This is a genomic window from Rhodothermales bacterium (assembly GCA_017643395.1).
Classification (GTDB): domain Bacteria; phylum Bacteroidota; class Rhodothermia; order Rhodothermales; family UBA10348; genus JABDJZ01.
Window position 1 is genome coordinate 126,132 of sequence record JAEPNP010000005.1, and the last position, 22,032, is coordinate 148,163.

Annotated in this window: 18 protein-coding genes; 5 read left to right on the forward strand and 13 right to left on the reverse strand. The window is 63.3% G+C overall.

Going from position 1 to position 22,032, the window contains the following annotated elements; genetic code table 11:
• Window positions 1–53: 53 nt before the first annotated feature.
• Window positions 54–1,664, forward strand: coding sequence for a DUF3459 domain-containing protein (locus tag JJ896_15080; protein MBO6780976.1), 1,611 nt, complete (start codon window positions 54–56; stop codon window positions 1,662–1,664).
• A 1-nt stretch (window position 1,665) separates the two neighbouring features.
• Here the strand turns inward: JJ896_15080 and JJ896_15085 are convergent, their stop codons facing one another.
• The 4 genes from JJ896_15085 to JJ896_15100 form a co-directional block, all read right to left on the reverse strand.
• Window positions 1,666–2,064 (reverse strand): type II toxin-antitoxin system VapC family toxin, encoded by a 399-nt coding sequence (locus tag JJ896_15085; GenBank protein MBO6780977.1) that lies wholly within the window; start codon window positions 2,062–2,064, stop codon window positions 1,666–1,668.
• Window positions 2,061–2,309 (reverse strand): Arc family DNA-binding protein, encoded by a 249-nt coding sequence (locus JJ896_15090; protein ID MBO6780978.1) that lies wholly within the window; start codon window positions 2,307–2,309, stop codon window positions 2,061–2,063. The genes JJ896_15085 and JJ896_15090 overlap by 4 nt, the downstream gene beginning before the upstream one ends.
• Window positions 2,310–2,352: 43 nt before the next feature.
• Window positions 2,353–4,437: a hypothetical protein gene (locus JJ896_15095; GenBank protein ID MBO6780979.1), complete on the reverse strand. Its 2,085-nt coding sequence runs from the start codon at window positions 4,435–4,437 to the stop codon at window positions 2,353–2,355.
• Between the two features lie 76 nt (window positions 4,438–4,513).
• A complete protein-coding gene (locus JJ896_15100; GenBank protein ID MBO6780980.1) occupies window positions 4,514–4,966 on the reverse strand; it encodes a hypothetical protein in 453 nt (150 codons plus the stop codon).
• 135 nt (window positions 4,967–5,101) lie between these two features.
• Here JJ896_15100 and JJ896_15105 point away from each other — a divergent pair, with 135 nt between their 5' ends.
• Both JJ896_15105 and JJ896_15110 read left to right on the forward strand, forming a co-directional pair.
• Entirely contained in the window at window positions 5,102–5,755 is a 654-nt protein-coding gene (locus tag JJ896_15105) for an HAD family phosphatase (protein MBO6780981.1), read from the forward strand.
• A complete protein-coding gene (locus tag JJ896_15110; GenBank protein ID MBO6780982.1) occupies window positions 5,752–6,627 on the forward strand; it encodes a dihydrodipicolinate synthase family protein in 876 nt (291 codons plus the stop codon). Before JJ896_15105 ends, JJ896_15110 begins: the two co-directional genes overlap by 4 nt.
• On the opposite strand, the gene JJ896_15115 is transcribed toward JJ896_15110, so the two are convergent.
• Together JJ896_15115 and JJ896_15120 are read right to left on the reverse strand one after the other, a co-directional pair.
• Window positions 6,624–7,934 carry an MATE family efflux transporter gene (locus JJ896_15115; GenBank protein MBO6780983.1) on the reverse strand — a complete coding sequence of 437 codons (1,311 nt, stop codon included), beginning with the start codon at window positions 7,932–7,934 and terminating at the stop codon, window positions 6,624–6,626. The two genes, JJ896_15110 and JJ896_15115, sit on opposite strands and share 4 nt — an antisense overlap.
• Before the next feature lie 36 nt (window positions 7,935–7,970).
• Window positions 7,971–10,454 (reverse strand): ABC transporter permease, encoded by a 2,484-nt coding sequence (locus JJ896_15120; GenBank protein ID MBO6780984.1) that lies wholly within the window; start codon window positions 10,452–10,454, stop codon window positions 7,971–7,973.
• Window positions 10,455–10,602: 148 nt separating this feature from the next.
• Here JJ896_15120 and JJ896_15125 point away from each other — a divergent pair, with 148 nt between their 5' ends.
• The gene (locus JJ896_15125; GenBank protein MBO6780985.1) at window positions 10,603–11,568 is read left to right on the forward strand and encodes an alpha/beta fold hydrolase; all 966 of its coding nucleotides are present in this window, start codon (window positions 10,603–10,605) and stop codon (window positions 11,566–11,568) included.
• Window positions 11,569–11,796: 228 nt separating this feature from the next.
• Here the strand turns inward: JJ896_15125 and JJ896_15130 are convergent, their stop codons facing one another.
• The gene (locus tag JJ896_15130; GenBank protein MBO6780986.1) at window positions 11,797–13,038 is read right to left on the reverse strand and encodes an ATP-binding protein; all 1,242 of its coding nucleotides are present in this window, start codon (window positions 13,036–13,038) and stop codon (window positions 11,797–11,799) included.
• Between the two features lie 457 nt (window positions 13,039–13,495).
• Window positions 13,496–13,744: a hypothetical protein gene (locus JJ896_15135; GenBank protein MBO6780987.1), complete on the reverse strand. Its 249-nt coding sequence runs from the start codon at window positions 13,742–13,744 to the stop codon at window positions 13,496–13,498.
• Between the two features lie 168 nt (window positions 13,745–13,912).
• Between JJ896_15135 and JJ896_15140 the strand changes: the two genes are divergently transcribed.
• Complete coding sequence (locus JJ896_15140) at window positions 13,913–16,744, forward strand: TonB-dependent receptor (GenBank protein ID MBO6780988.1); 2,832 nt, start codon at window positions 13,913–13,915, stop codon at window positions 16,742–16,744.
• Between the two features lie 11 nt (window positions 16,745–16,755).
• Here JJ896_15140 and JJ896_15145 read toward each other — a convergent pair whose 3' ends face one another.
• The 5 genes from JJ896_15145 to JJ896_15165 form a co-directional block, all read right to left on the reverse strand.
• Entirely contained in the window at window positions 16,756–17,298 is a 543-nt protein-coding gene (locus tag JJ896_15145) for a Uma2 family endonuclease (protein ID MBO6780989.1), read from the reverse strand.
• 178 nt (window positions 17,299–17,476) lie between these two features.
• Window positions 17,477–18,043: a type 1 glutamine amidotransferase gene (locus JJ896_15150; GenBank protein MBO6780990.1), complete on the reverse strand. Its 567-nt coding sequence runs from the start codon at window positions 18,041–18,043 to the stop codon at window positions 17,477–17,479.
• Window positions 18,044–18,651: 608 nt separating this feature from the next.
• Window positions 18,652–20,031 carry a hypothetical protein gene (locus tag JJ896_15155; GenBank protein MBO6780991.1) on the reverse strand — a complete coding sequence of 460 codons (1,380 nt, stop codon included), beginning with the start codon at window positions 20,029–20,031 and terminating at the stop codon, window positions 18,652–18,654.
• Between the two features lie 360 nt (window positions 20,032–20,391).
• On the reverse strand, window positions 20,392–21,231 hold the full coding sequence (locus JJ896_15160) for an ABC transporter ATP-binding protein (GenBank protein MBO6780992.1): 840 nt from the start codon (window positions 21,229–21,231) through the stop codon (window positions 20,392–20,394).
• Window positions 21,228–22,031 carry an ABC transporter ATP-binding protein gene (locus tag JJ896_15165; GenBank protein MBO6780993.1) on the reverse strand — a complete coding sequence of 268 codons (804 nt, stop codon included), beginning with the start codon at window positions 22,029–22,031 and terminating at the stop codon, window positions 21,228–21,230. The genes JJ896_15160 and JJ896_15165 overlap by 4 nt, the downstream gene beginning before the upstream one ends.
• Window position 22,032: the final 1 nt, after the last annotated feature.

A 22,032-nucleotide genomic window follows, 5' to 3' on the forward strand; every position in this document is an offset into this window, starting at 1 on the left:
GCGCCCCTCGAAAGGCGCGTATTCTGTGGCATCGAACCCCATCGCACGAGCCCATGTCCTTCAAGTGGTGGCAGACCGGCGTGGTCTACCAGATCTATCCGCGGAGTTACCAGGACTCCACCGGCGACGGAATTGGTGATTTGCCCGGCATTATCGAGCGATTGGACTATGTGCAGGACCTCGGAGTCGATGCCATCTGGATCTCGCCTTTCTTCACGAGTCCCATGGCGGACTTCGGGTACGATGTGGCCGACTACTGTGATGTCGACCCGATTTTCGGTTCGATTGCCGATGCGGAGCGCCTGATTGAGGAAGCCCATGCGCGCGGCATGAAGGTGCTCTTGGACTTCGTGCCCAGTCATTCGAGTGACCAGCATCCCTGGTTTCTGGAGTCGAAATCCAGCCGCGACAATCCGAAGCGGGACTGGTACAATTGGCGGGATCCGGCCCCCGACGGCGGCCCGCCGAACAACTGGCTGTCGATTTTTGGGGGCAGCGCCTGGGAAATGGACGAGACCACCGGTCAGTACTACAGGCACTCGTTTCTGAAGGAGCAGCCGGACCTGAACTGGCGCAATCCGGAGGTGGTGGAGGCCCTGCATGACGTGCTGCGTTTCTGGATGGACCGCGGCGTCGACGGGTTTCGACTGGACGCCATTCTCTTCGGCATGAAGGATCCCCTGGAGCGTGACAATCCGCCCGCTGCCGGGGGTACCGCCCACAAGGCCATGGGCGAATGGGACTCGCAGGAGCACCTCCACGACATCGGTCATGAGGACATTCAGGCCATCTTTGACGGGTGGCGGGCTGTGGTCGATGCGCACCCGGGCGAGCGGGTGGCGATCGGCGAAATCCACCAGTACGACTACGACAAGTGGGCCACGTACTACGGTGCCGACGGCAAGGGCCTGCACATGCCGTTCAACTTCGGCCTGCTCAAGACGCCGTGGAACGCCGCGGCGGTGCGAGAACACGTGGAGACCATCGAGCGCGTGTCCGAGGGGCGAGGCTGGCCGAACTACGTGTTGGGCAACCATGACGAAAAGCGCCTGGCGACCCGTCTCGGATCGGACTCCGACAGATTGGCCGCCATGCTGCTGCTTACCCTGCGCGGCACGCCGACGCTGTACTACGGGGACGAACTCGGCATGGAAGAGGCGGAGATTCCACCGGAGCTGATGGTCGATCCGTGGGGACTCAATGTGTTGCCGGAGCTGAGCCGGGACGGGTGTCGCACGCCCATGCAGTGGGACTCCGGGCCGACGGCCGGCTTCACGACGGGCACGCCGTGGCTACCCGTTCAGGACGACAAGGCGTTCCGCAACGTGGCCGTGCAAAGCGACGACCCGGACTCGATTCTCAACCTCTACCGCCGGTTGTTGCGCCTGCGCCGCAAGCACCAGGCGCTTCATCGGGGGACCTTTGCGGCCGTCAATACCGGCAACGAAGACTGCTTCTGCTTCCTGCGTGAGGCGCCGGATGCGCCGGGGCATTTCAAGAAGCTCTTTGTCGCGCTGAATTTCGGCGACGAGGCGGCACACGTCGTGTTGCCCGGACCGGGCCGGGTGCTCCTGTGGAGTCATGCTCCCGGCGAGGACACCAATCTGGTGGAGATGGTCCGGATCGAGCCCAAGGCGGGCGCCGTCTGCGTGCTGTTTGACTGACTTACAGCAGTGCCGTCGGATGGATGGCGACGTCCGGGGCGGCTTGAAGGATGCGCTGGTCGAAGGTGACCAGGGGATGGCCCAGTAGTCGTGCTAGTTGCACGTATTGGGCATCATAGACAGACAGCCCGCATCGAACCGCTAGCTCCAGCGTATGCCAGTCGGGATCCATCGGGTCTGTGGAAATCTTCAGTCCGGCAAGCTCCATTGCACGCGCCCCGAACTGGCTATCCAATCGGCCAGCGACCATGTAGCGCCGGATCGCGTTCAGCACTTCGGATTTCCAAAGCGAGGGTGCTTGCCACGACAGCGTGCGTCTGGACAGTTCTTGAGCGGTCTGGCAGTTTGGATGCTCCTGGATAATTAGCGGAACGATTAGGGATGCATCCGCGACAATCACATGCGGCCCTCGCGAATGGCCTCCCGGATCTCGTGCTCGGTGATCTTGACCGGTGGCAAGGTCTGCTGGTATGCAATCCAGTGCTCCAGGGCCTGGCGCCAACGATCTGCGTCTCCTGCCTGGCCGACGGCCCGCTCCAGGAGCTGCAGCACTTCCGAGTTGAGACTTCTTCCATGCTCGTCTGCCAGCTGCTTCAATGCGTCGTGCAAGTCGGGCGAGACGTTTCGAATTGTGAGTGTCGGCATCGCCGGGTTTTCGGATTGACTGCATTTTGACAGCATTTTGCAGTCACTGGTTCCGACGAACCAGGAGGATGGGGTAGGACCGGCCGCCGGTGCGCACGGAATAGTAGCCGGCCGCGGCCGGGATTCCGGCTCTGGTGCGCCCGTCCCAGGTGCCGCGTCCGCGCCAGATTTCCCGCCCCAGCAGATCCACGACGGCCGCTTCCTCCGAGCCCGGCAGAATCAGTTGCGCGTCGGCGTCCGGGGCGAACGGGTTCGGATACGGGCGCGCGAGCGCCCCCTCGGGCTGCTCCGGTGGCGCCAGGGCAATCCGTTCGTGGGCAGCACCAATGGCGACTCCCATGAGCAGTTCGGGGGTCTCGGGACCGTCCGTCAATTGGGCGATGGCGTGGCTGCCCGTGGGCAACAACTCGCCGTACAGCGGTGCCCACAGAATGCGGAGTCGATCCGCGTTTTGGGCGATGAGCGCATCGCCCAGACGGGCCGATCCACCATGCCACCGGAATTCCGCTTGCAAACCACGGATTTCCCGGGTCAATGTGACGGAAAGCCGGTGGTCTTCGAGGGTGAAATGGATATCCCCGGACTTGGAGGCGGTGGTTGCCGCTTGCGCCGCGCCGCCGCCGTCCGGGAGTAGCACCGCGTTCGGCCACTGGCCGCGCAGGACTGCCTGGGTGAGCACCGTGAGGTCGCGGATGTCGATGGCCCCATCGCCCGCCGGAAACGGGTATACGTCCAGGCTCTGGCGCTGATTGGAGGTGCCTCCGGTGCGACCGATTGCGACATCCACGCCCAGCACGATGTCGCCGACGTCTACGTAGCCATCGTCCGTGGCGTCTCCCCAACCGGCAATGCCGGTGGCCGTGAGCACGGTCTGAGGCGTGCCATCAATAAGCAGTCTGGCCGAAACGCTGCCGATTTCGGCCGTGCCCGGAGTGAATGTGACCGCAGCCAAAGCCGAATCCGCCGCCGGAATAGTGAATAACACGGGCGAAAGTGCAAATGCCGCGTGGTCGGTGCCCGCGGCGACGGTGAGGGGCGCCGTGCCGCGATTGTGGAGCCAGAGGTCTGTCTGCACGCTGCCCCCGACCGGGGCCTCGCCTACGGTCAGGGAGTCCTGGACGTCGAATACGGCCACCAGGGGCAGAATGCGGAGCGTGCGCGCGGCGGGACCGGCCACGAGACCGGCGTCGGTACCGTGCGGGGTGGCCTGCGCGCCGACGACATTGGAGAGTGTGACGGTGGCCAGCGTGGTGTCTGCGACAGGACCCACATCGATCACGGCCGAAATGAGTGGTGCGTAGGTGCCGGCCGTGAGTCCGTCCTGCGCGTTAGCGAGCGCGATCGACGTGCTGCCCTCGTGGGTTACCGTCCAGGCACCCAGATCTGCGACCGCCGGCCCACGGAGGAATCCCGTCAACTGCAGGGCGCTCGTGTCGGGCGACAGATCAAACTGCACCCCCTGCAAGGTTTCGCTTCCGGACCAATTGAGCGTAAGCGGCAGCAGCAATCCCGTGGTCTCCGCGAGCACATCAAGGGTGTCTGCGGAGGCGTGACCGAACGTGCCGCCCCCCGCGCCGGCGGTTTCGATGGCGACCTGGAGGTCGTCAATGCGGGCGTTACTTCCGGACGAGGATCCGCCCGCCGATTCGAATCGCAGCCGTACGGTTGCCTCGCCGAGTGCCGCCGCCGGAACAGTGAACGCGAGCGACTGCCAGGAGCTGGCCCCGGCTGGCAGTCCCGCGCCCGGCACCGCTACATCGCCGGCGGAGGTCTCCAGAATCAGGCTGAGGGCCTCCGCCGGGTAGCTGCTCGTGCGTCGCGCGAGATAGGTTATGGTGGCGCTTCCGGCACCGGCCAGACTGAACGATGGGCTGGTTGCGGTCGCCGCGCCAGTGCCCGTGTCGACAAGGTTGTTCTGGCCGGAGCCGCTTGAGGCTGAACTCGAGCTGGTGACCCAATCGCCCGTCCAGTCCGCGGGGAGCGACGGCGCGGTCGGGGTGTCGAAGGACTCCGCGAGGCGCACGTCCTGTGCGAGCGCGGGCGTCGCGCAGGAACCCAGCGCGAGCGTGACGAGGAATAGGAGCGACGCGAGGTGCGCCGACCGGGATGGGAGCGTGATTGCAGGCATGGGATCTCTGGCTTTTTAGAAGACAGAGAGCCTGCGGGGGAGATTTGTAACGCGAGGGGCCCGCCCTGGCCCTCACCTAGGCGGCCGGGTCGCCCTTTTCGATGGCGCCGATGATGTCGGGAGGTGTCCAGTCCGGAGGCTTCATCCATTTGCCGTCATTGCGGCGATATCCCCCGGGTCCAAACTTGCGCAGGTTGGCAGAATCGACTTCTTCGAGCACCGGCTCATCGTCCACGCCGAATGCGATCAGCGTACCGACCGTCACCACCGAAATGTCCGCACAACCGTCCACAACGCCCTCGACATCGACCGGATTACCGTCGCTGTAGTGCAGATTTTCTTCGAGAACGTCGGTTTCGCCGGCTTTGACCTTCACACCGAGGGCCTCGACCGTCTCGAGGGCCTCCTCCAGGATCAGTTTCGCCCGCAGGATGCGCGTTTCGGCGTCAGGAATGAGCGTTTCAGCCGGCGTCTCCTGGCCGGCTTTCTGCATGAAGGTGCGGACGCGCTTGAAGTGCGGACTGGGCATGTATCGGAGCTTTTTCGAAGGTCCCCAAAAATACGACGCCTCGGCCGGCCGCTCCGGAGTTATCCACTAGTTTCGGTGGCACGCGGCGGGAGACGCTCGCCCGCTGCCGGGCCGATTCACTTTGCCTCCGCAAACATGCGATTTTCCGCGGTCATTTTTGATATGGACGGGGTCCTGATTGACTCAGAGCCTTTGTCGATGCGCGCGCTGGTGGCGACCGCGGATGCGTTCGGAGTGACCCTGCCGAAGGACCGGCTGGAGCAGTGGCCGGGCAAAGCGGCGCACATGGTATTCGCGGAGATCGAAGAGCTGCTGCAAGGCGCTGCGGGAATTCGTGAGTTTGAGACCCTGTACAACGCCATCTACTCAGCCTGGCTGCCGCATGTAGACACGATCCCCGGCGCAGTGGAGCTGCACGCGTTTGCCCGCGGCACCGGTGTGCCTGTTGGGCTGGCCACATCCACCTCGCGACACTGGGCGCTGGGCGTGGTCCAGAAGCTGGGCCTGGATTTCGAGACGGTGGTCGCCCAGGAGGATGTGGCAAACAACAAACCTGCTCCTGATGCCTACCTGAAGGCGGCCGATGGGCTGGGCGTTTCCCCCGGCGGGTGCCTGGTCGTGGAGGACTCGCTCTCCGGTGTGGCCGCGGGCGCCGCGGCAGGCTGCACGGTGTGGGCCTACGACGGCTCGTTCCCGGCCGAGCAGCTCCTCGATCGCGGCGCGCACCGCATTTTTTCCAGCCACTTCGACCTGATCGACGCACTGCGGGCCGAGGTCCCATCGACATGAGTTTTTCCGGCGTCTGGGCGGCATCGCTCACTCCGCTTACCGCAGATCTGGACATTGACCACACTCGGTTCGCCGACCACGTAGGCTGGCTGCTCGAGAATGGCTGCGATGGGGTGGCGCTGTTCGGGTCTACCGGTGAGGCGAACTCGTTTTCGGTGGCCGAACGCACGGAGGCCGTGGACCGATTGATCGCGGCGGGGCTGCCGCCCACGCGCATGATTGCCGGCGCAGGTGCGTGTGCATTTCCGGATGCCGTGGCACTTTCGACCCATGCGGCCCAGCGAGGCCTGGCCGGCGTGCTGGTCACGCCGCCGTACTACTACAAAAACGTCTCCGACCGCGGGATTTTCGACTTCTTCCGGCGGCTGATTGACGATGTCGGCAACGACTGGCTGCGCATTGTGCTGTACCACTTTCCCCGGCTGGTTCAGGTCGGATTTTCGGAGGATCTGGTCGCGCAGCTGGTGCGGGCCTTCCCGCAAGTCGTCACCGGCCTGAAGGACTCTTCTGGCGACCTGGATCGCATGAAACGGCTGGCCGGCGCGCACCCGTCGCTGGCCGTACTGGCGGGCAATGAGAAGCTGCTGCGCGAGCTCAAGGCCTCCGGCGGAGCGGGCTGCCTGACCGCCTCCGCGAATCTGACATCGCGCCTTGCGCAGGACGTGTGGCAAGGGGCGGGCGATACCGAACTGGCCGAGTACCGCGACGCACTGTCTGCGGCCCCGTTCGTGCCGGGCCTGAAGCAGATCATGGCAGATCATTCGGGCGATGCGTCCTGGCTGAGCATCCGACCGCCCCTGGAGCCGCTGTCGGCCGATGCTGCCGCCGCGTTCCGCGCCGGGCTGCCGGGCGTGGTGCCCAATCTGCGCTAGCCTCTGAGTGGTGCCCCCGCCCAACCGGGCCAGACGCGGACGACGCCCAATAGCGCACGAATGACCACCCAGGCGGCGGTCAACCACCACACGCCGGCGAGCGTGAGCATGCCGGCTGCTTCGAACCCGATCAGAATGCCACCGGCCAGCACGGTCGCGACCGAAGTGGCGTTGCGCAAGTAGGCGAAGTCGCCCGTCCCCCAGTGGATTCCGTCGGTGGCGAACGTCAGGCCGGAGACGGGCAGCATGGCCATCGCAACCCACCAGGCAGCGCTGAAGGCACGAACCGCGTCATCCGGCACGAGCCCTTCGCGCACAAGTCCGGTGCTCGCCAGCAAGACGGCGGTGAGTACCGCGCCGGTGGCAATGCTCCACCAGCAGGCCAGCGCGGCGATGCGACGGGCTCGGACCGCATCGCCCGAACCAATTGCGTTGCCGACCATCGTCTGCGCACTAACGGCCCAGGCATCGAGAAAGAGCGCCGTGAAGAGCCACACCTGGCGAATGGCCTGATGGGCCGCTCCGGCCTCCGCGCCCAGCCGCGTCGCAGCGCGGGTGCCCAGGATCAGGAAAAGCGTCAACATCCCGGTTCGGACAAAGATGTCGCCGCCGATCTTGAACAGTTTGCCCACGTCGGATCGCGAAACGCCTGCGGAAAAGCCGATCCGCCTGCGCACAATGACGAATCCGGCGATCGCGCCCACCCACTGACTCAGGCTGCTGGCCGCGGCGGCGCCTTCAATGCCGAACGCCGGGATGGGCCCGGCGCCGAAAATCAGCAGGGCGTCGAGCACGATGTTGAGCAGGTTGATCCCGACAGCGATGTACAGCGGCGTCTTCATATCCTGCCGCCCCCGCATCGTCCCGAAGATGCCCAGAAGCGCGAGCATCGCCGGCGCGCCCAGCAGGCGAATCTGGATGTAAGCGGTGGCCGCCGTTTCGACCGCGCCGTCTGCTCCCATGACGCGGGAAACCGCGCCGGAGAGCGGCACGCCGACGGCCGCGACCAGTACACCCAACCCCGCGCCGACGAGAATCGCCAGCGAACTCATGCCGAGCACGTACTCGGTGCGGCCTGCCCCCTCTCCCTTTGCGACTTCGGTCTGCGTGCCGATGCCGAGGAAATTGAAGATCCAGAAGACGCTGGACAGGGCGATGGCCCCGGCGCCGAGTCCCGCCAAGGCTTCAGACCCCAGCCGAGCTACAAAAGCCGTGTCGACGAGACCGGTCACCGGTTCCGCAATCAGCGAAAACAGAACCGGAACCGCGAGCTTTACGAGGGTGCGATTGTCGGAGTCAGACGACACGCGGCGATGATACGCCAACCCTGCCGCCCGGGGCGGCTATTCGTAGCGCAGGCTCTCTACGGGATTGGCGCGGGCGGCCTGAAAGGCCTGCCAACTGACAGACAGCAAGGCCACCGCAAGTGCCGCCGCACCGGTGGCGGCGAATATGCCGACTCCGGGCTCGATGTGGTACGCGAAATTCTCCAGCCACCGGTTCATGACGACCCAGGCGAGCGGGGCGGCCAACACAAAGGCTACAACCACGAGCCGCACGAATTCCTTTGCCAGAAGTCCGACAAGGCCGGGCACGCTCGCACCCAGCACCTTGCGAACCCCGATCTCCTTGGTGCGCTGCTCCGCGGCGAATGTCGCCAGACCGATCAGCCCCAAACAGGCAATCACGATGCCGAGCAGGGTAAACACGCCCACGATGCTGCTGAGCCGAGACTCCCTCAGGTACATGTTCTGGATCTCCTGGTCCAGGAATGTTGCGTCAAACGGTACCGTCGGAGCGACTGCCTTGAAGGAGCGCTCGAGGCGGGCCATGGTTTCGGCGGCATCACCTCCCTCAACCTTCACCAGCGCGTAGCCGCCCATGTGACCGCGATCTGTATCGGCTAGACTGTAGGCTGCCGGCTCGATGCGGTTGCGCAGGCTCCGGTAGTGAAAGTCCTCAATCACGCCGACCACCGTGCCGCGCAAGTCAGTGTAATAGGTGCCGTTTTCGAAGGCATACAGCCGCATGTTGGTGCCCAGGGCTTCCTCCGGTGTCTTGCCCATGGCAGCCGCGGCCGTCTCATTGATCAAGAACGCCCGTTCGTAGATGTGCAGGAAATACTGGTCTTCCGGCCACACTCCCCTGTCGCTCGGGCGATTCGGGTCGAAGTCGCGGCCGGCGACGATATTCAGGCCCATCTGCTCCACAAAGTTGTAGTCAACCTGCTGGTTGGCCATGCGCGAGTCTTCTTCCTGCGCGGCGCTCATATAGTCAATGCCTGAGCGATAGGGCAGAGAGCTGCCGGAGCCAAGGCCCGGGGGCGTCGATGCGCTGGTGACCCCAAGCACGCCGGGGGTGGCGGTCAATTCGTTTTTGAGCAGGTCATAATTGGCGCCTTCGAGGCGAATCCGCACCACCTGATCCCTCTCGAACCCGAGGTTGGAATTCTGCAGGAACCGGAGTTGGGCAAGCGCGATGAGCGTGCAGGCAATCAGAACGACGGAAATACCGAACTGGAACACTACCAGGCCCTTTCGGACGACGACATTTCCCGATTTGCCCGCGGCAAATGTGCCTTTCAGCACCTTGACTGGTGCAAACTTCGACAGGTAGAGAGCCGGATAGGAGCCTGAAAGCAGACCAGTGGCCAATACTAGGGAGAGGAGAATCAGCCAATACGTGCCGTTGCCCAGGTAGACGACCTCGAGGCTGCGCGCCGCAATCTGGTTGAAGGCCGGCAGAAAGATTTCGACCAGGCCGATCGCCACCACGAGTGACAGAAGGCTCAGGACAACGGCCTCTCCCAGGAACTGGGCTACCAATTGAGAGCGACCAGCACCGACCGCCTTGCGCACGCCGACCTCCCGAGCGCGACGGGCAGATCGCGCCGTAGCCAGGTTCATGAAGTTGATGCAGGCCAGCAGCAACACCACGAGGGCGATGGCGGAGAACACCCTCACTGCCTGGATGCTTCCGGTGGGACCGTTGGTTGATCTGGCTTCGCTGTAGAGATAGAGGTCGGTCAGCGCCTCGAGTCGAGGCACATAGGACTCGGCCTCCTCGCGATGGCGTTTGGCGAACTCCGGCAGCGCCGCGTCAAGGGCAGCAGCATCAGCATTCTCTGAGAGCTTGACGTAGGTATAGGAGAACGGCCACCAGTACGAACCAAATTGCGCCTCGACGGGGAAGTCCTGGGTTCGCTTGAAGCCACTGACAGAAGCGGCGACCTCAAACTGGATGTGGCTGTTGTCCGGAGGATCGGCGATAACGCCCGTAACGATCAGGTCAAGCGCACTACCGTAGCGCAGCGGCTGCCCCATCGGATCCTCGTCTCCGAAGTAGCGCTTTGCGGCGGATTCCGTGAGCACCACGCTGGATGGATCGGTCAGCGCGGTCTCGGCCGATCCCTGGACGAACTCGTGCGTGAAGATGTCGAACCACTGCGGATCCAGAAATACAAAGCCCTCTTCCCGCAGGCTGACCACTGAGCCGTTTCCCCGATCCCTCACCACGACCCCGGCACTCGGCAGCATGCGGGCAGCCGTCTCCACCTGATCGGGGAAGTCTGGAACCAGGTCTTCCAGCAGGCCCCCGCCGGTCCATGCCCAGATCTCTTCTTCGCCCGGCCGCGTGACCTCCTGTGAAACGCGATAAATGCGATCCGCGTGCTCGTGGTGCTGATCGTAGCTCATCTCGTCCTGCACAAAGAGCACGATGATCAGGCAACAGGCGAGGCCCATCGAAAGCCCCAACACATTGATGGCGGTATAGCCCTTTCGCCGCCAGAGATTGCGGAACGTCGTCTTCAGATAGTTGAACAGCATGGGAGTGGGTGGCTTGGCTGCGCGGACTAGTTCAAACGCGATGCCAACTGCCGAATTGCCGGTCATTCCCTCCTTTTGACCGGTTTATCGGTTGCCGCTTGTCCATGACCGGGCGAAGGTGTTCGGATGCGGACACTATCTTTGCGGTGTGAACAAGGGCAAACTCATACTCGGAGCGCTGGCCGCCGTTGGCGGAGCGATTGCGATGGGGCCGCGCGTGCGTGTGCGCGACGAGGTCTCTGCCCCGGTCCTGCCCGGCGATCTCGACGCCTATCTGGCGGGTGCCGAGGCGCAGTATGCGAACATCACTCCAGGCACAGAGAAGACCATTGTATGGGCGGGCGAACGCGGGGTGCGCACTGCCCTGAGCCTGGTCTACCTGCATGGATTCACAGCCACCCGACAGGAGACGGCGCCGCTTTCGGACCTGGTGGCCCGGGAATTGGGGGCAAACCTGTTTTATACCCGGTTGACCGGGCACGGGCGGTCGGGGCGTGATCTGGCGGATGCCCATGCGCATGACTGGCTGGCCGACACGGTCGAGGCCATGGCGATCGGCGAACGCATTGGCGAACGGGTCGTCGTGATCGGCACGTCCACAGGCGGCACATTGGCCACATGGGCGGCCTGTCGGGCCGAGCTCCGGGCTGCGCTGGCTGCCGTTGTGCTGCTATCACCGAATTTCGGACCGGCAAATCGATTCGCGGATCTCCTGCTCATTCCGTGGGGCCGGCACATCGCCGATACCGTGCTGGGCATCGAGCAACACTGGCAGCCCTACAACGAGCGGCACGGGAAATACTGGACTTCCAGGTATCCGACGAGGGCGCTGCTGCCCATGATGGCGCTGGTCCGACTGGTCCGCAATCTGCCGCTTGAGGGAATCCAGGTCCCCGTGATGATGGGTTATTCCCGAGAAGACCGGGTGGTCGATGTGGAAAAGGCCCTGAGGTTCGTGCACCGGTTTGGATCTCCGCTCAAGGAAATCCTGGACCTGGGCGACATCAACGACCGGAACGACCACGTCTTGGCCGGGGACATTCTCGCTCCGCACAACACAGAGCTCCTGGCCGCACGGGTGGTGGACTTTATTCGGAGCGCGACGTTGCGGTGACGGCCCCTGCGTTGCGCTGGCAGCCCCCGCGTTGCGCTGGCGGCCCCCGCGGCGCGCTGGCGGCCCCCGTGGCGCAGGCCGGAGCCTGGGTGCCCCCCAGGGTGTCTGCCAGATCCGGGGTTTAATCTTCTATAGTGGGCCTCCAGAGAAGCCGTTTTAGGGGGTTCACGGGTATTCGCGAATTGTCCGCGGCGAGATCGACCGTGACCGCGGCGAGATTCGCCTCAACTACGGAGCCGGCTCCCGTCTCCCCCAGCGCAGCCCCACAAATCGGGAGGACTCCCAGACCGGGATTTCAAGACGACCGAAACAGGGTGTCAACTCTCGCGGGAAGTTGTACCAACACACGCCGGCCCCGGGGCCCTCACGGGGGTCGGTCAACAGGCGCATGGTGAACCAGTCCCTGCCCGCCAGCTTTGTCCACTTCTCCAAGCTTCGACTCCGCAGCCGGGGGGAGTCGAACGCGAAGACGCAAGCTGCTTTCCGCTTGCCGCGAATGACGACCGGAATCTCATGGCCATATCGGTCTCGGAAATAGCCGATTCCACCTTCGAGACCTCTCGCGATCGCATACTTGCGAATTTCGCCGACCGCCCACGTGCGTAGGATGGCGTTGCGATCAGGGTGCCCGGCCAGCTCATCGACCGAAGTGATACCAAGTAGACGGCACGCCAGACCGGTGTCCCACAGGTAAAACCGGGGACGGCGGGTCGTGCGCTGGCCGTACGTCTCGGTCACGGCCGGCAAGAAATGAGCGATGTGGAAGCGGCAGGCCAACGCAATCCACCTCCTGACCGTACTCGTCGACACCCCGACCATGCGCGCAAGCCGCGCATAGTTCAGGTTTCTACCTGCTTCCTGTACACAAAGCTGCATTAGCCTGCGGAAAATGGGGATTTGACTGGGCCGAATGTGATTGCGCTCGAGTTCTCCGAACAGCGCTCGGAGTTCGTCTTCGTACCAGACTTCGGGGGTCGTCGATGGGCTCCGCGCCCCCGGATACCCGCCTCGAAACAGGAGCTCATGGAAATCATCGGGTGAAGTGCCGTCTGCGCGCGCCTCTTCCAGGGACATAGGCAACACAGTAACTCGCACGGTCCAACCATCTCGATGGTGGAAGTAGCCAGGAAACGGTTTCTCCAGCGGCATCGGGTCCTTCTCGATGACGTACATCGTCCCGTCCTCGAGTTCAGCAAGAATCGACTCGTCCTCGGTCTCTATTACTTCGCGGCGAATCACCCGGCAGACTTCTGGGTGGCGCTGCACGCCGTCGAGGATCGCGCCCTCGTAGATGCGTTCGATGGCCTTGCGATCCACCCGCTTCACCAAGTCGACCGTTTCCGGATTGTCGAAATCGAACACCGGAGCACCCGTGATGTATTTCAACAACGTGCTCTTGCCGATACGTCTCGGGCCTTGAATGACCACGAACGGAAAGCGCGTTTGGGCACGCATAATGAGGTCTCCCACAGCCCTGGGGAAGAACCGATCGGATAAAAAAGACGATCTGTGCACGGGTAAATCCTGTTTTGACGTGAACCCCCGAAATCAGGTGATTTGAGAGGGAGGAAAAGCGTATCGGGCCGCTAGTCTCGAACCGCCGCGAACAGGGTGGCTTGTTTCAAAGCCCGCGGGGTGCGTCCGGCACGGCCAGGGCGCTGGCGCGGCCGGGGCGCAGGCGCGGCCAGGGCCGCCGGGTCCAGACACCCCCCAGCAGCACCGAAAAACAGCCCCACCGCCAGAGCCCCAGGCCACCAGAAACCAACACCGCAGGTGCCTGGGACTCCGGCGAGCGGAACCGCCGGGGAGATCACGCCGAGCCACAACCTGACTTCGGCGCAGCCTCTACCTCCTCCTGAAACACTACCGGACCGTGGGCGCGCCCGCATGGGGTGGGGACGGCGGACAAGCCCATCGGCCCGGCACCTCAGCAGACTGCGATGAAAACACCATCGCCTGTCATGAATCCCGGAGCTTCCGGGGTTTCCAGCAGCTTGCTGTGGCGGTGTTCGAAAGCCAGAAGGGCGATCTGCTCATGCAGGACCTCCCTGACTTTGGTGGCGCGCTGGCGACGGGTGCAATCCATCATGGAAGGCAACCTCTCCGCAAGCGCCTGATCCAGGCGGATCTTGATGACCGCCCGGGAAACTGGTTCGTGATCGAGATTCTGAGGCATGACTCGAGGGGAGTGTGGTGGGTTTGATCGTGTCCTTGCCCACTGGACACACCCCATAGAGGAAACCACTTTTGCCGTTGTAACGGATCCGCCGGAAAAAATGGACGATGCGGGCCGAAGCGGATCACCACCGTGCGCAATCGCCCCGATACACCCTATCATCTACGTATGCGCCGTCCCCATTGCCCATTTGCCGCCTTCCTGGCCGCCAGCGCGCTGCTCCTCGCCGCCGCGAACCCGGCCACCGGGCAAATCAGCGGCACAGTGACGGACGGGCAGACCGGTGAGTCGGTCATCGGCGCCAACGTGGTCCTCAAGAACTTCCGTGACCCCGACATCTGGACCGGCCAGGCAACCGGTATCGGCGGCGAATTCGGTTTTCCCGGCGCGCGCGGACGATTCATCCTGGAAGTGACGCATATCAACTTCCGCCCCCACACGGATACGCTCTGGGCACCGGCGGAAATCACCATAGCTCTCCAGGAGGCCGCCAATTCGTTCAATCAGGTGACGATCACGGCGAGCCGACGCGCGGAACGCAAGCTGGACGCTCCGGCGCGCGTCACGGTAATCGAGCCGACCACGCCAAGCACGCTGACGGTCGCCGACCATCTCCAGGAGGCCCCGAGCGTCGATCTCATCCGGACCGGCCTGAACCAAAGCCGCGTCGTCGTGCGTGGCTTCAACGACAACCTCTCCTCCTCCCTCCTGACGCTGGTCGATGGGCGAATTGCCCGCGCACCGGCCGTTCGACTCACAGCGCTCCAGCTTCTGCCGACTGCGCAGGACGACATCGCCCGGATCGAGGTCGTCTCAGGCCCGGCTTCCGCGCTGTATGGACCCAATGCGGCGAATGGGGTCGTGCACGTCGTGACGACTTCCGCTTTTGACGCTCCCGGCACTCGATTTTCCCTTACCGGCGGACAACAGTCGGTACTTGCTGGGAGCGTGCGCCACGCGGCCGCGCTCAACAGCCGATGGGCCTACAAGGTCACAGCCCAGTACTACGGGGGCGAAGACTTCGAGTACGTTTCGCCCGCTGAGCAGGACGCCCGCCGCGCCGCGATTGCCGCCGGCAACGACCCCGGGCGGATCGGGCAACGCGACCTGAACGTGTCCAACACCGCCGTTACCGGCCGCGTGGAAGGACGGCTCCCCGGAGGCACCAACCTGCGCATCGACTCTGGCTTCACGCAGGGCGACAACATCGAAACGACCCCGACCGGGGCGGCGCAGGTCGTCGGCGCGCGCCTCTCCTACGGGCAGATCCAACTTTCCCGCGACAAATCGTTCTTGCAGGCCTACGGGAATTTCCTCAACTCGGGCGATTCGTTTTTCCTGCGCACTGGGGAATCGTTTGTCGACAAGAGTCGCCTATTCGTGCTGCAGGGGCAGCAACGTCGGGATCCGGGCGATGGACTCCGGGACGGCCTGGAGGCCGCACTGGGGCGGCGAATCGGCGGCGCGATGGGCAGAACCGGCCTCACGTACGGATTTGACTGGTACCGCACGGTTCCGCGCAATGAAGGCACGGTGTCCGGCGGCTACGAGGACGACGACACCATGAACGAGCCGGGTCTCTATGTGCAGACAGACACCGAATTGTCTGCGCGATGGGCCCTTACCCTGGCCGGCCGTCTGGATTACCACGACCGACTGGAGGACCTCTACTTCTCCCCACGCGGAGCGATCGTGTTCAAGCCCGATCCCACAACAAGCGTGCGCGTCACCTACAACCGCGCGCTCAAAACGCCGGCATCCAATCAGATCTTCGGTGATGTGCTCGGCCTGCGGGACGCGTTTGGCCTGTCCGGACTCGGCAGCCTGTTCGGCGTTTCCGGACGGACAGACATCCGCGCTCAGGGCATGATCACCGGATTCACGTTCGAGCGCGGGCAAAACGGCTTTCCCCGGTGGCATTCACCGTTCGCGGCGGATCCTTCGCAGGCCTTCGACCTGCACGATCCGGCCATGACGGCCGTCATGTGGGATATTGCGCGATTTGCCAGCGTGGCCGGCCTGGCGGAGAATCTCGCGTCGAGCGGATTCATCGAAGCCGGCGACGTCGCAGCCGTTTCAGCGGCGCTGGAGACCGTCTTGCCGGCCACTGTCGATGGGGTACTGCACCAACTGCAGGTGCTGGATCTCGACAATCAGCAGTTCTTCGCCGTGCCGGACGTGGAGGATCAGCCTGCGCTCGGAATTACGCGCACGGAAACCGCCGAGGTTGGATTCCAGGGACTGATCGGCCGCGGCACGGTTGTCGGCATCGATGCCTACTGGAGCCGCGTGCGCGATTTCGTCGGTCCGCTGTTTGTCGGCACGCCGAACGTATTCCTGGACGCCGGCACGCTCAACGCCGCACTCCTGAACGATTTGCCCGCGGCCCTCGCGGCAAATCCGGACGCCGCTGCCGCACTCATCGCCCTGGATGAGGCCGCGTTTGTCGGCAACCGCAATGGCAGCGCCGCCGAGGAAATCGCCGGCCTCGTTTCGACCGGGGTCGCCGGAGCGATTCCCTTCGGTACCGTGACCCCGCGCGAAAGCTTCGACCCGACCGCCGTCGTACTCATGCGTCGAAACTTCGGCGACATTTCCCTTTTTGGCGCAGACATATCGGTCACTCAGTTCCTCAGCGCCGGCACTCAGGTCGGCGCTTCATTTGCCTGGGTCAGCGACGACGAGTTCCGATCTGACGGTCAAACCGTCGCCCTGAACGCCCCTCGCTGGAAGTACACCGCGTTCGGGCGCGCTGCCCGGGGCCCATGGACCGCCCAGGCCCGCGTGCGCGGATCAGCCGGATTTCCCGTTCGAAGCGACGTGTACGTCGGCGAAACCGAAGCCTACACGGTTGTCGATCTGTCCATCGCCCGGGAAATCCGCCGTGACACCCGGCTAAGCCTGACGGTGCAGAATCTCGCGGATCGCCGCCACCGCCAGTTTGTGGACGTGGCGGAGATCGGGAGGCTGGCGATGTTGAGGCTGGAGGTGGGGCTGTAGGATCGGATCCGCTATTCGGGGAATAGCGACGCCACCGCTAAGTGCAGGCCCGGCAGCGCCGCTGAGGTGAGGCTGTCCGGACGACGTTCCGAACCTCCGAACCAGACTCTCGCCGACCGGGAAACCACATCTACGACCCAGACCTCCGGAATCCCGGCGGCCAGATAAAGTGGCACTTTGACCGCCAGATCCTGCTCCAGGGACGTCTCGGCGACTTCAACCACGAGGACCGCATCGCTCGCGTCCGGATGCGTCGACCAGTGCCGTCCGGGCCCCGAATGGACCACGGCCAGATCGGGCTCGGGCTGTGAGTGCTTCGAGAGGTTCAGCGGCTCTTGCACGCGCACGGACAGCGTTTCTGGTGCGTGCCTGATCAGAGCCCTGGCGAGGGTCGTGACGAGGTAAGAATGACGGCTTCCGGATGGCGACATGAGGACCACATGCCCGTCAAGCAGCTCCACTCTTTCGTCTGGGGCAAGGATGCCGGCACCTGCCATGGCCAGATACTCCTCGATGTCAAACCGCCGGGGTGCTATTGGGACTGGATCCGTCACCTAATTGCCCACGCATGTCGGGCGAGGTGGTTTCGTGGTGGTGGCATCCTTGCCCTGAGCCCTGCGGCCAAGCCGGACGCAGGCGGACCTACGGTGGGCATACGAAAAAAAGGCCCGACGCTGGCGGGCGTCGGGCCTTGGTAGGATCCGAGAGTCGGGTCTAACCGGACCCCTTGGATCAGGCGTGCTGACCCGCGTGTTTCCCCTCGTAGAACTCCTCGACCATCTTGTCGCAGAAGGCCGGGAGGTCGTCCGGGTTGCGGGAGGTGACGAGGCCCTCGTCCACGACGACTTCCTCATCGACCCAGGTCGCGCCGGCGTTCTTGACGTCGCGTTTGATGGACTTGAAGCTGGTGACCGTGCGGCCCTCGAGCACGTCTGCTTCGACGAGCATCCAGGGTGCGTGGCAGATGGCTGCGACCGGCTTGGACTGCACGAAGAAGTCGCGCACGAAATCTACCGCGTCCTCGTTGCGACGCAGCAGGTCCGGATTGATCACGCCGCCCGGGATCAGCAGACCGTCGTAGTCGCTCGCGTCCACATCGTACACGAGTTTGTCCACGTTGAACTCGCGGTTCCAGTTGCCGTCGTTCCAGCTTCGAATGGTCCCGCGATTGATGGAAATCACGTGCGTCGTCGCCCGCGCGTCCTTCAGCGCCTGGAGCGGCTCGGTGAACTCCACCTCCTCGAACCCGTCGGCAACGAGGATCGCAATGTTGGTGTCTTCAAGATTGTACTTCTGCATGTGTGCGTTGGAATTAATGGAATGAAACGCACGTAATTGTATGGGATTACCCCCCCTGCGTGTTTCGCGATTCGTTCAAAACGTCCAGGGATTTGCGGGAGGTTCATACTGCACTGGGGGCTGCAGGCAACCGTGCTGACAGCAAGACCAGTCACCTCGGTTGCCGTCCCTCGCCAACCCGCAACCGAACACCAGGCAGGGCCGAAACCTAAAGCCCCCCTCTTCCCAGACTACTCGGCGCTCCCGACACCGCAAGCCGTCTGGCGGCACCTGGTTGGCGCTCCCGATGTTCACGGCGTTCTGGCCCGCAAGGTCGAAGCTCCAAAGCTGAGCTAGGGTCCGGGGCGGTTGCTGCTGCAGCGACCGCGCGACGAGCTGCGGAGCCTATTCCTCAGAGGGGGGCGCATCCAGCCGAAAGAATGTCCTTTGCCGGGTTTCAATGCTGATTCTGTGTAGCCTATTCCCCGGCCGACTTCGGTGTCGGTCAGCATCCTCATAGGCCGTTATCAAGGCCTCCCTCCACGTACCACGATATGAGTCGTCCTCACAGACCGCACGATGGCGTATCTCAAAGCTCCCGGTTTCGGTGTCTATCCTTTGTCGCGTCATTAGTCCCTTGGCTTGAAGATGAAGGGAGTGGTAATCCGCACCCCGATCCGAGCACGATCCCACAGGGATTGAGAAGAATCCTTTGGTGTCAATACGTCATCCGCGCTACCAAACAGTTCGATGTTGAGTTTTGACTTGCCATCGGCGGTAAGCGCCGCAACAAGTAGTCCAACACCGAGTCGCAGCCGCAGGACATCCCGGAGCCTGCCCCCGGCAAACACGTGAATGGCTGTCCTGTTATCTGTGCTGGTGAACAGGTAGTAGTCAACCTGGCCCTCAAGGAATTTCTGCCCGCCGCTGTACTCACCCGAGTAGGCGGTAGTGGTGCGTTCTTCGGTCCGCTCCGGATCTGACTCGGAATAGACGAAACGATCCTTGATGTTGTGCTTCGTGAGATCTGGCAGGTTGTGGTCGTGTGCCAGCCCTACACCAAAAGCGAAATACCGAGACTCCCCAAAGGCGGAACTCGTCCGATAGTTGTTCCAGGTTATGCCGACTTGATATGCCGTGAAGCTGAGCTTCTGAATCTGATCGCTGGGAGCTCGCATCGGGTCGAAGAGACTGAACGCGTTTGCCGCCAGTAGGAAGCGAAAACTCACCCATTCCATCGCAGCGCCCCTGACTATCAGCCGCCCCTCCGCTGCTCGCACCGCGGCGTTTCGTCTTGCTATGGCATCCTCGCGAAGGGACCATCTCCCGGTCGATTCCGTTGACGCCACATCGCCCGCCAGCTGGCGCCGCTGTTCTGCCAGGTGTGCTGCCGAGGCTTCAAGGCTGTCCGCCTTCTTTCCGAGCGCTTGGCGCCTTTCCACGGAGACGCCGACTTGTGCAGCTGTTCGCTCCTCCTGACGCTTTCTCTCGGCCCTCGCTCGGGTTGTCTCGATTTTGGTGTCGAGGCGGTCCAGTTCCAGCCGCTGGTTGGCAAGCACCTGCCCTGGTCGAATATCGAAACCCGTTTCGTCGACCCCCAGAGCTACTAGCTCCGTCCGCAGCTTGTTCTCGGCGGCCAGAACGTCCCTTAGATACGATCTACACGAGGCGTTGTCGAAGGTGATTGAGTTCTTTTCCCGAGACAGGAGATGCCAGTCGGCCTTTACCGAGAACCCTGATGCGAATCGACCTCCCCCAAGGACGGGAACTGTTCCGTCAGCCACCCTACCAGAGGCCTGAAGCGTGAAAACGCTATTGCCGTCAAGAAGGGTCAGCCCTACAGTGGCCTTACCGTCCTGTGTAGAGACGGAAGCGTGAGAATTCACATCAAGGGGACCCTGTGATCCGACCAGGCTGGAAAACTCCTCTTGGAGCACGCGAGCGAAAACATTCTTCCCAACTCCCTGCTCGCAGGTCTGGGCCAGAACCAGGCCGGGGTTGATGAGCACGCCGAGGCACATCGACACAAGAATTAGTCCCCTAAGTCCGTACTGCCAACGACGTATGCGGTACTCTGGTCGGTAGTGGTGAAATCTTTGAACGTACATCGGCTGACGCTGTCAGGAACGAGGGAATCATGCTCTCTGCCACGTCCAGTCTAGCCGCGTCGCCACCATGCGCGAAAGGCGAGCAGACACCAACATTTCACTCAAAAGACACTATTCTCCAGGCAGCCAGACACCATCGGGACTGGCAAAAACTGACAACTGACACCTCAGGGCTTTAGAGGCCGTTGGCCGGAGTAGGCTTGGTCGGGCGCCAAACGAGACTTAACGCCCGTTCCACCGGAGCCGGCGACTCGCTCAACCTCACTGAGCTCGCCGGCGCCGCACCGGCTCGGAGGCACTGACCCAACCTCGAGCGAACGCAACCGCGTCGATGTCCAAACTGGCCGCGAGCAGTTTGCGACCGTATTCGGACCGTAGCCGCCCGGTGGCGAATTGCTCTCTTTGGGCAATCTCCACCACCCGGCCTGACCGCAGAATGCAGACCCGATCGCACACCGCAGCGGCAAGCCGCAGGTCGTGTGTGATAATGAGGAGCGTTAAATCGAGCGACTCCTTGAGTTCCAACAGGAAACGCAGCAGCTCCCGCTGCCAGGCCACGTCAAGGCCGGATGTCGGTTCATCGCAGATCAACAGCTTCGGTTGTGTGGCGACAGCCCTCGCGAATGCGACACGGCGCTTCTCCCCGCCCGACAAGCCTGCAGGTCGCCTCCCGAGGAGCGATGCTGCCAGCCCCAACCTTTCCAGGAGTGCGGCAGCCTCCGCCTCAACGTCACGGACTTCCCGTCGATGAAGCTTGAAGGCCTGCTCAAGGGTTTGAAGCACAGTGCGGCCAGGATTCAGCGATTGATCCGGGTGCTGGAAGAGCAGCCGGATTCCTCCGGAGACGACGCTTCTCCATGCGCGATGAGAGACGCTGCCTCTCTCGAGCCCTTCGTAGACCACCCTTCCGGAGCATCTCTCCAGTCCGGCAATTACGCGGGCCAGGGTGGTCTTCCCCGATCCGCTTTCGCCAATGACGCCCAACACCTCTCCCGCAGCTACACCAAGGGTGACGTCTCGAAGTATTTCGATCTCTCCGGCGCGGGATCCGCGAACCTTCTTCCGCACGGTGACATGTTCCAGTCCGAGCAATTCCGTCATGAAGCCAGTCCTGCGTACGCGTCTCGAAGCCGCAGCGTGTAGGGATGTCTATTCTCTCGGGAGCCAATCAGCAGCTCTTCTGCGGTGCCCCCGTCCACCAGTTCTCCCTGGCGCATGACCACGATGCGGTCCACCATGGCTCCCAGTACCGCCAGGTCGTGAGAAACAAGCACCAACGCCGTCTCGGCCGGCGGACACGCTCGGGATATCGCATCGAGCACGGACACCTGAACCAAAGCGTCCAGCTGGGTGGTCGGTTCGTCGGCAAGAAGCACGACCGGGTTCTGCAGGAGTCCGAGTGCCGTGGCCACACGCTGACACTCGCCGCCGGAGAGCTGATGCGGATAGGACCTGAAAACGCGTTCCGGATCCCGAAGGCCGAGACTGCCGAGTGTGTCCATCACCCGACTCCCGGCCTCATCGGTGCCCCATCCACGAAGGGCCGGAAGCTGCAAGGCCTGTCGGCCTATGGACAGGTACGGCGAGAGGGAGTTCTTGGCTTCCTGGAAAACCATGGCCGCCCCGCCGCTTGCTCTCAGCAAGGGCGATTCGTCTGGTGGCACGGTGCTCAAGTCCCACTCTTCGCCGATAAAGGTCAGCGATCCCGAGCGATAGAAGGGAGGCTGCAGCAGCCCCTGGATTGCTCGGAGAGTCAGTGACTTGCCAGACCCGGACTCGCCGGCAATGCCGAGCCGCTGGCCCTTGTGCACGTCAAAGCTGATCCCGCGCACCAGCCTCAATTCTGACTGGTCGGTGTGCAGGCCCACCTTGAGATCTCGCACGGACAGAAGCGGTTCCATC

Bases quoted from the DNA above. Each gene is read 5' to 3' on its own strand.
- JJ896_15080 (MBO6780976.1), top strand. From the start codon at position 54: ATGTCCTTCAAGTGGTGGCAGACCGGCGTGGTCTACCAGATCTATCCG.
- JJ896_15090 (MBO6780978.1), bottom strand. From the start codon at position 2,309: ATGCCGACACTCACAATTCGAAACGTCTCGCCCGACTTGCACGACGCA.
- JJ896_15095 (MBO6780979.1), bottom strand. From the start codon at position 4,437: ATGCCTGCAATCACGCTCCCATCCCGGTCGGCGCACCTCGCGTCGCTC.
- JJ896_15100 (MBO6780980.1), bottom strand. From the start codon at position 4,966: ATGCCCAGTCCGCACTTCAAGCGCGTCCGCACCTTCATGCAGAAAGCC.
- JJ896_15105 (MBO6780981.1), top strand. From the start codon at position 5,102: ATGCGATTTTCCGCGGTCATTTTTGATATGGACGGGGTCCTGATTGAC.
- JJ896_15110 (MBO6780982.1), top strand. From the start codon at position 5,752: ATGAGTTTTTCCGGCGTCTGGGCGGCATCGCTCACTCCGCTTACCGCA.
- JJ896_15120 (MBO6780984.1), bottom strand. From the start codon at position 10,454: ATGCTGTTCAACTATCTGAAGACGACGTTCCGCAATCTCTGGCGGCGA.
- JJ896_15135 (MBO6780987.1), bottom strand. From the start codon at position 13,744: ATGCCTCAGAATCTCGATCACGAACCAGTTTCCCGGGCGGTCATCAAG.
- JJ896_15140 (MBO6780988.1), top strand. From the start codon at position 13,913: ATGCGCCGTCCCCATTGCCCATTTGCCGCCTTCCTGGCCGCCAGCGCG.
- JJ896_15150 (MBO6780990.1), bottom strand. From the start codon at position 18,043: ATGCAGAAGTACAATCTTGAAGACACCAACATTGCGATCCTCGTTGCC.
- JJ896_15160 (MBO6780992.1), bottom strand. From the start codon at position 21,231: ATGACGGAATTGCTCGGACTGGAACATGTCACCGTGCGGAAGAAGGTT.
- JJ896_15165 (MBO6780993.1), bottom strand. From the start codon at position 22,031: ATGGAACCGCTTCTGTCCGTGCGAGATCTCAAGGTGGGCCTGCACACC.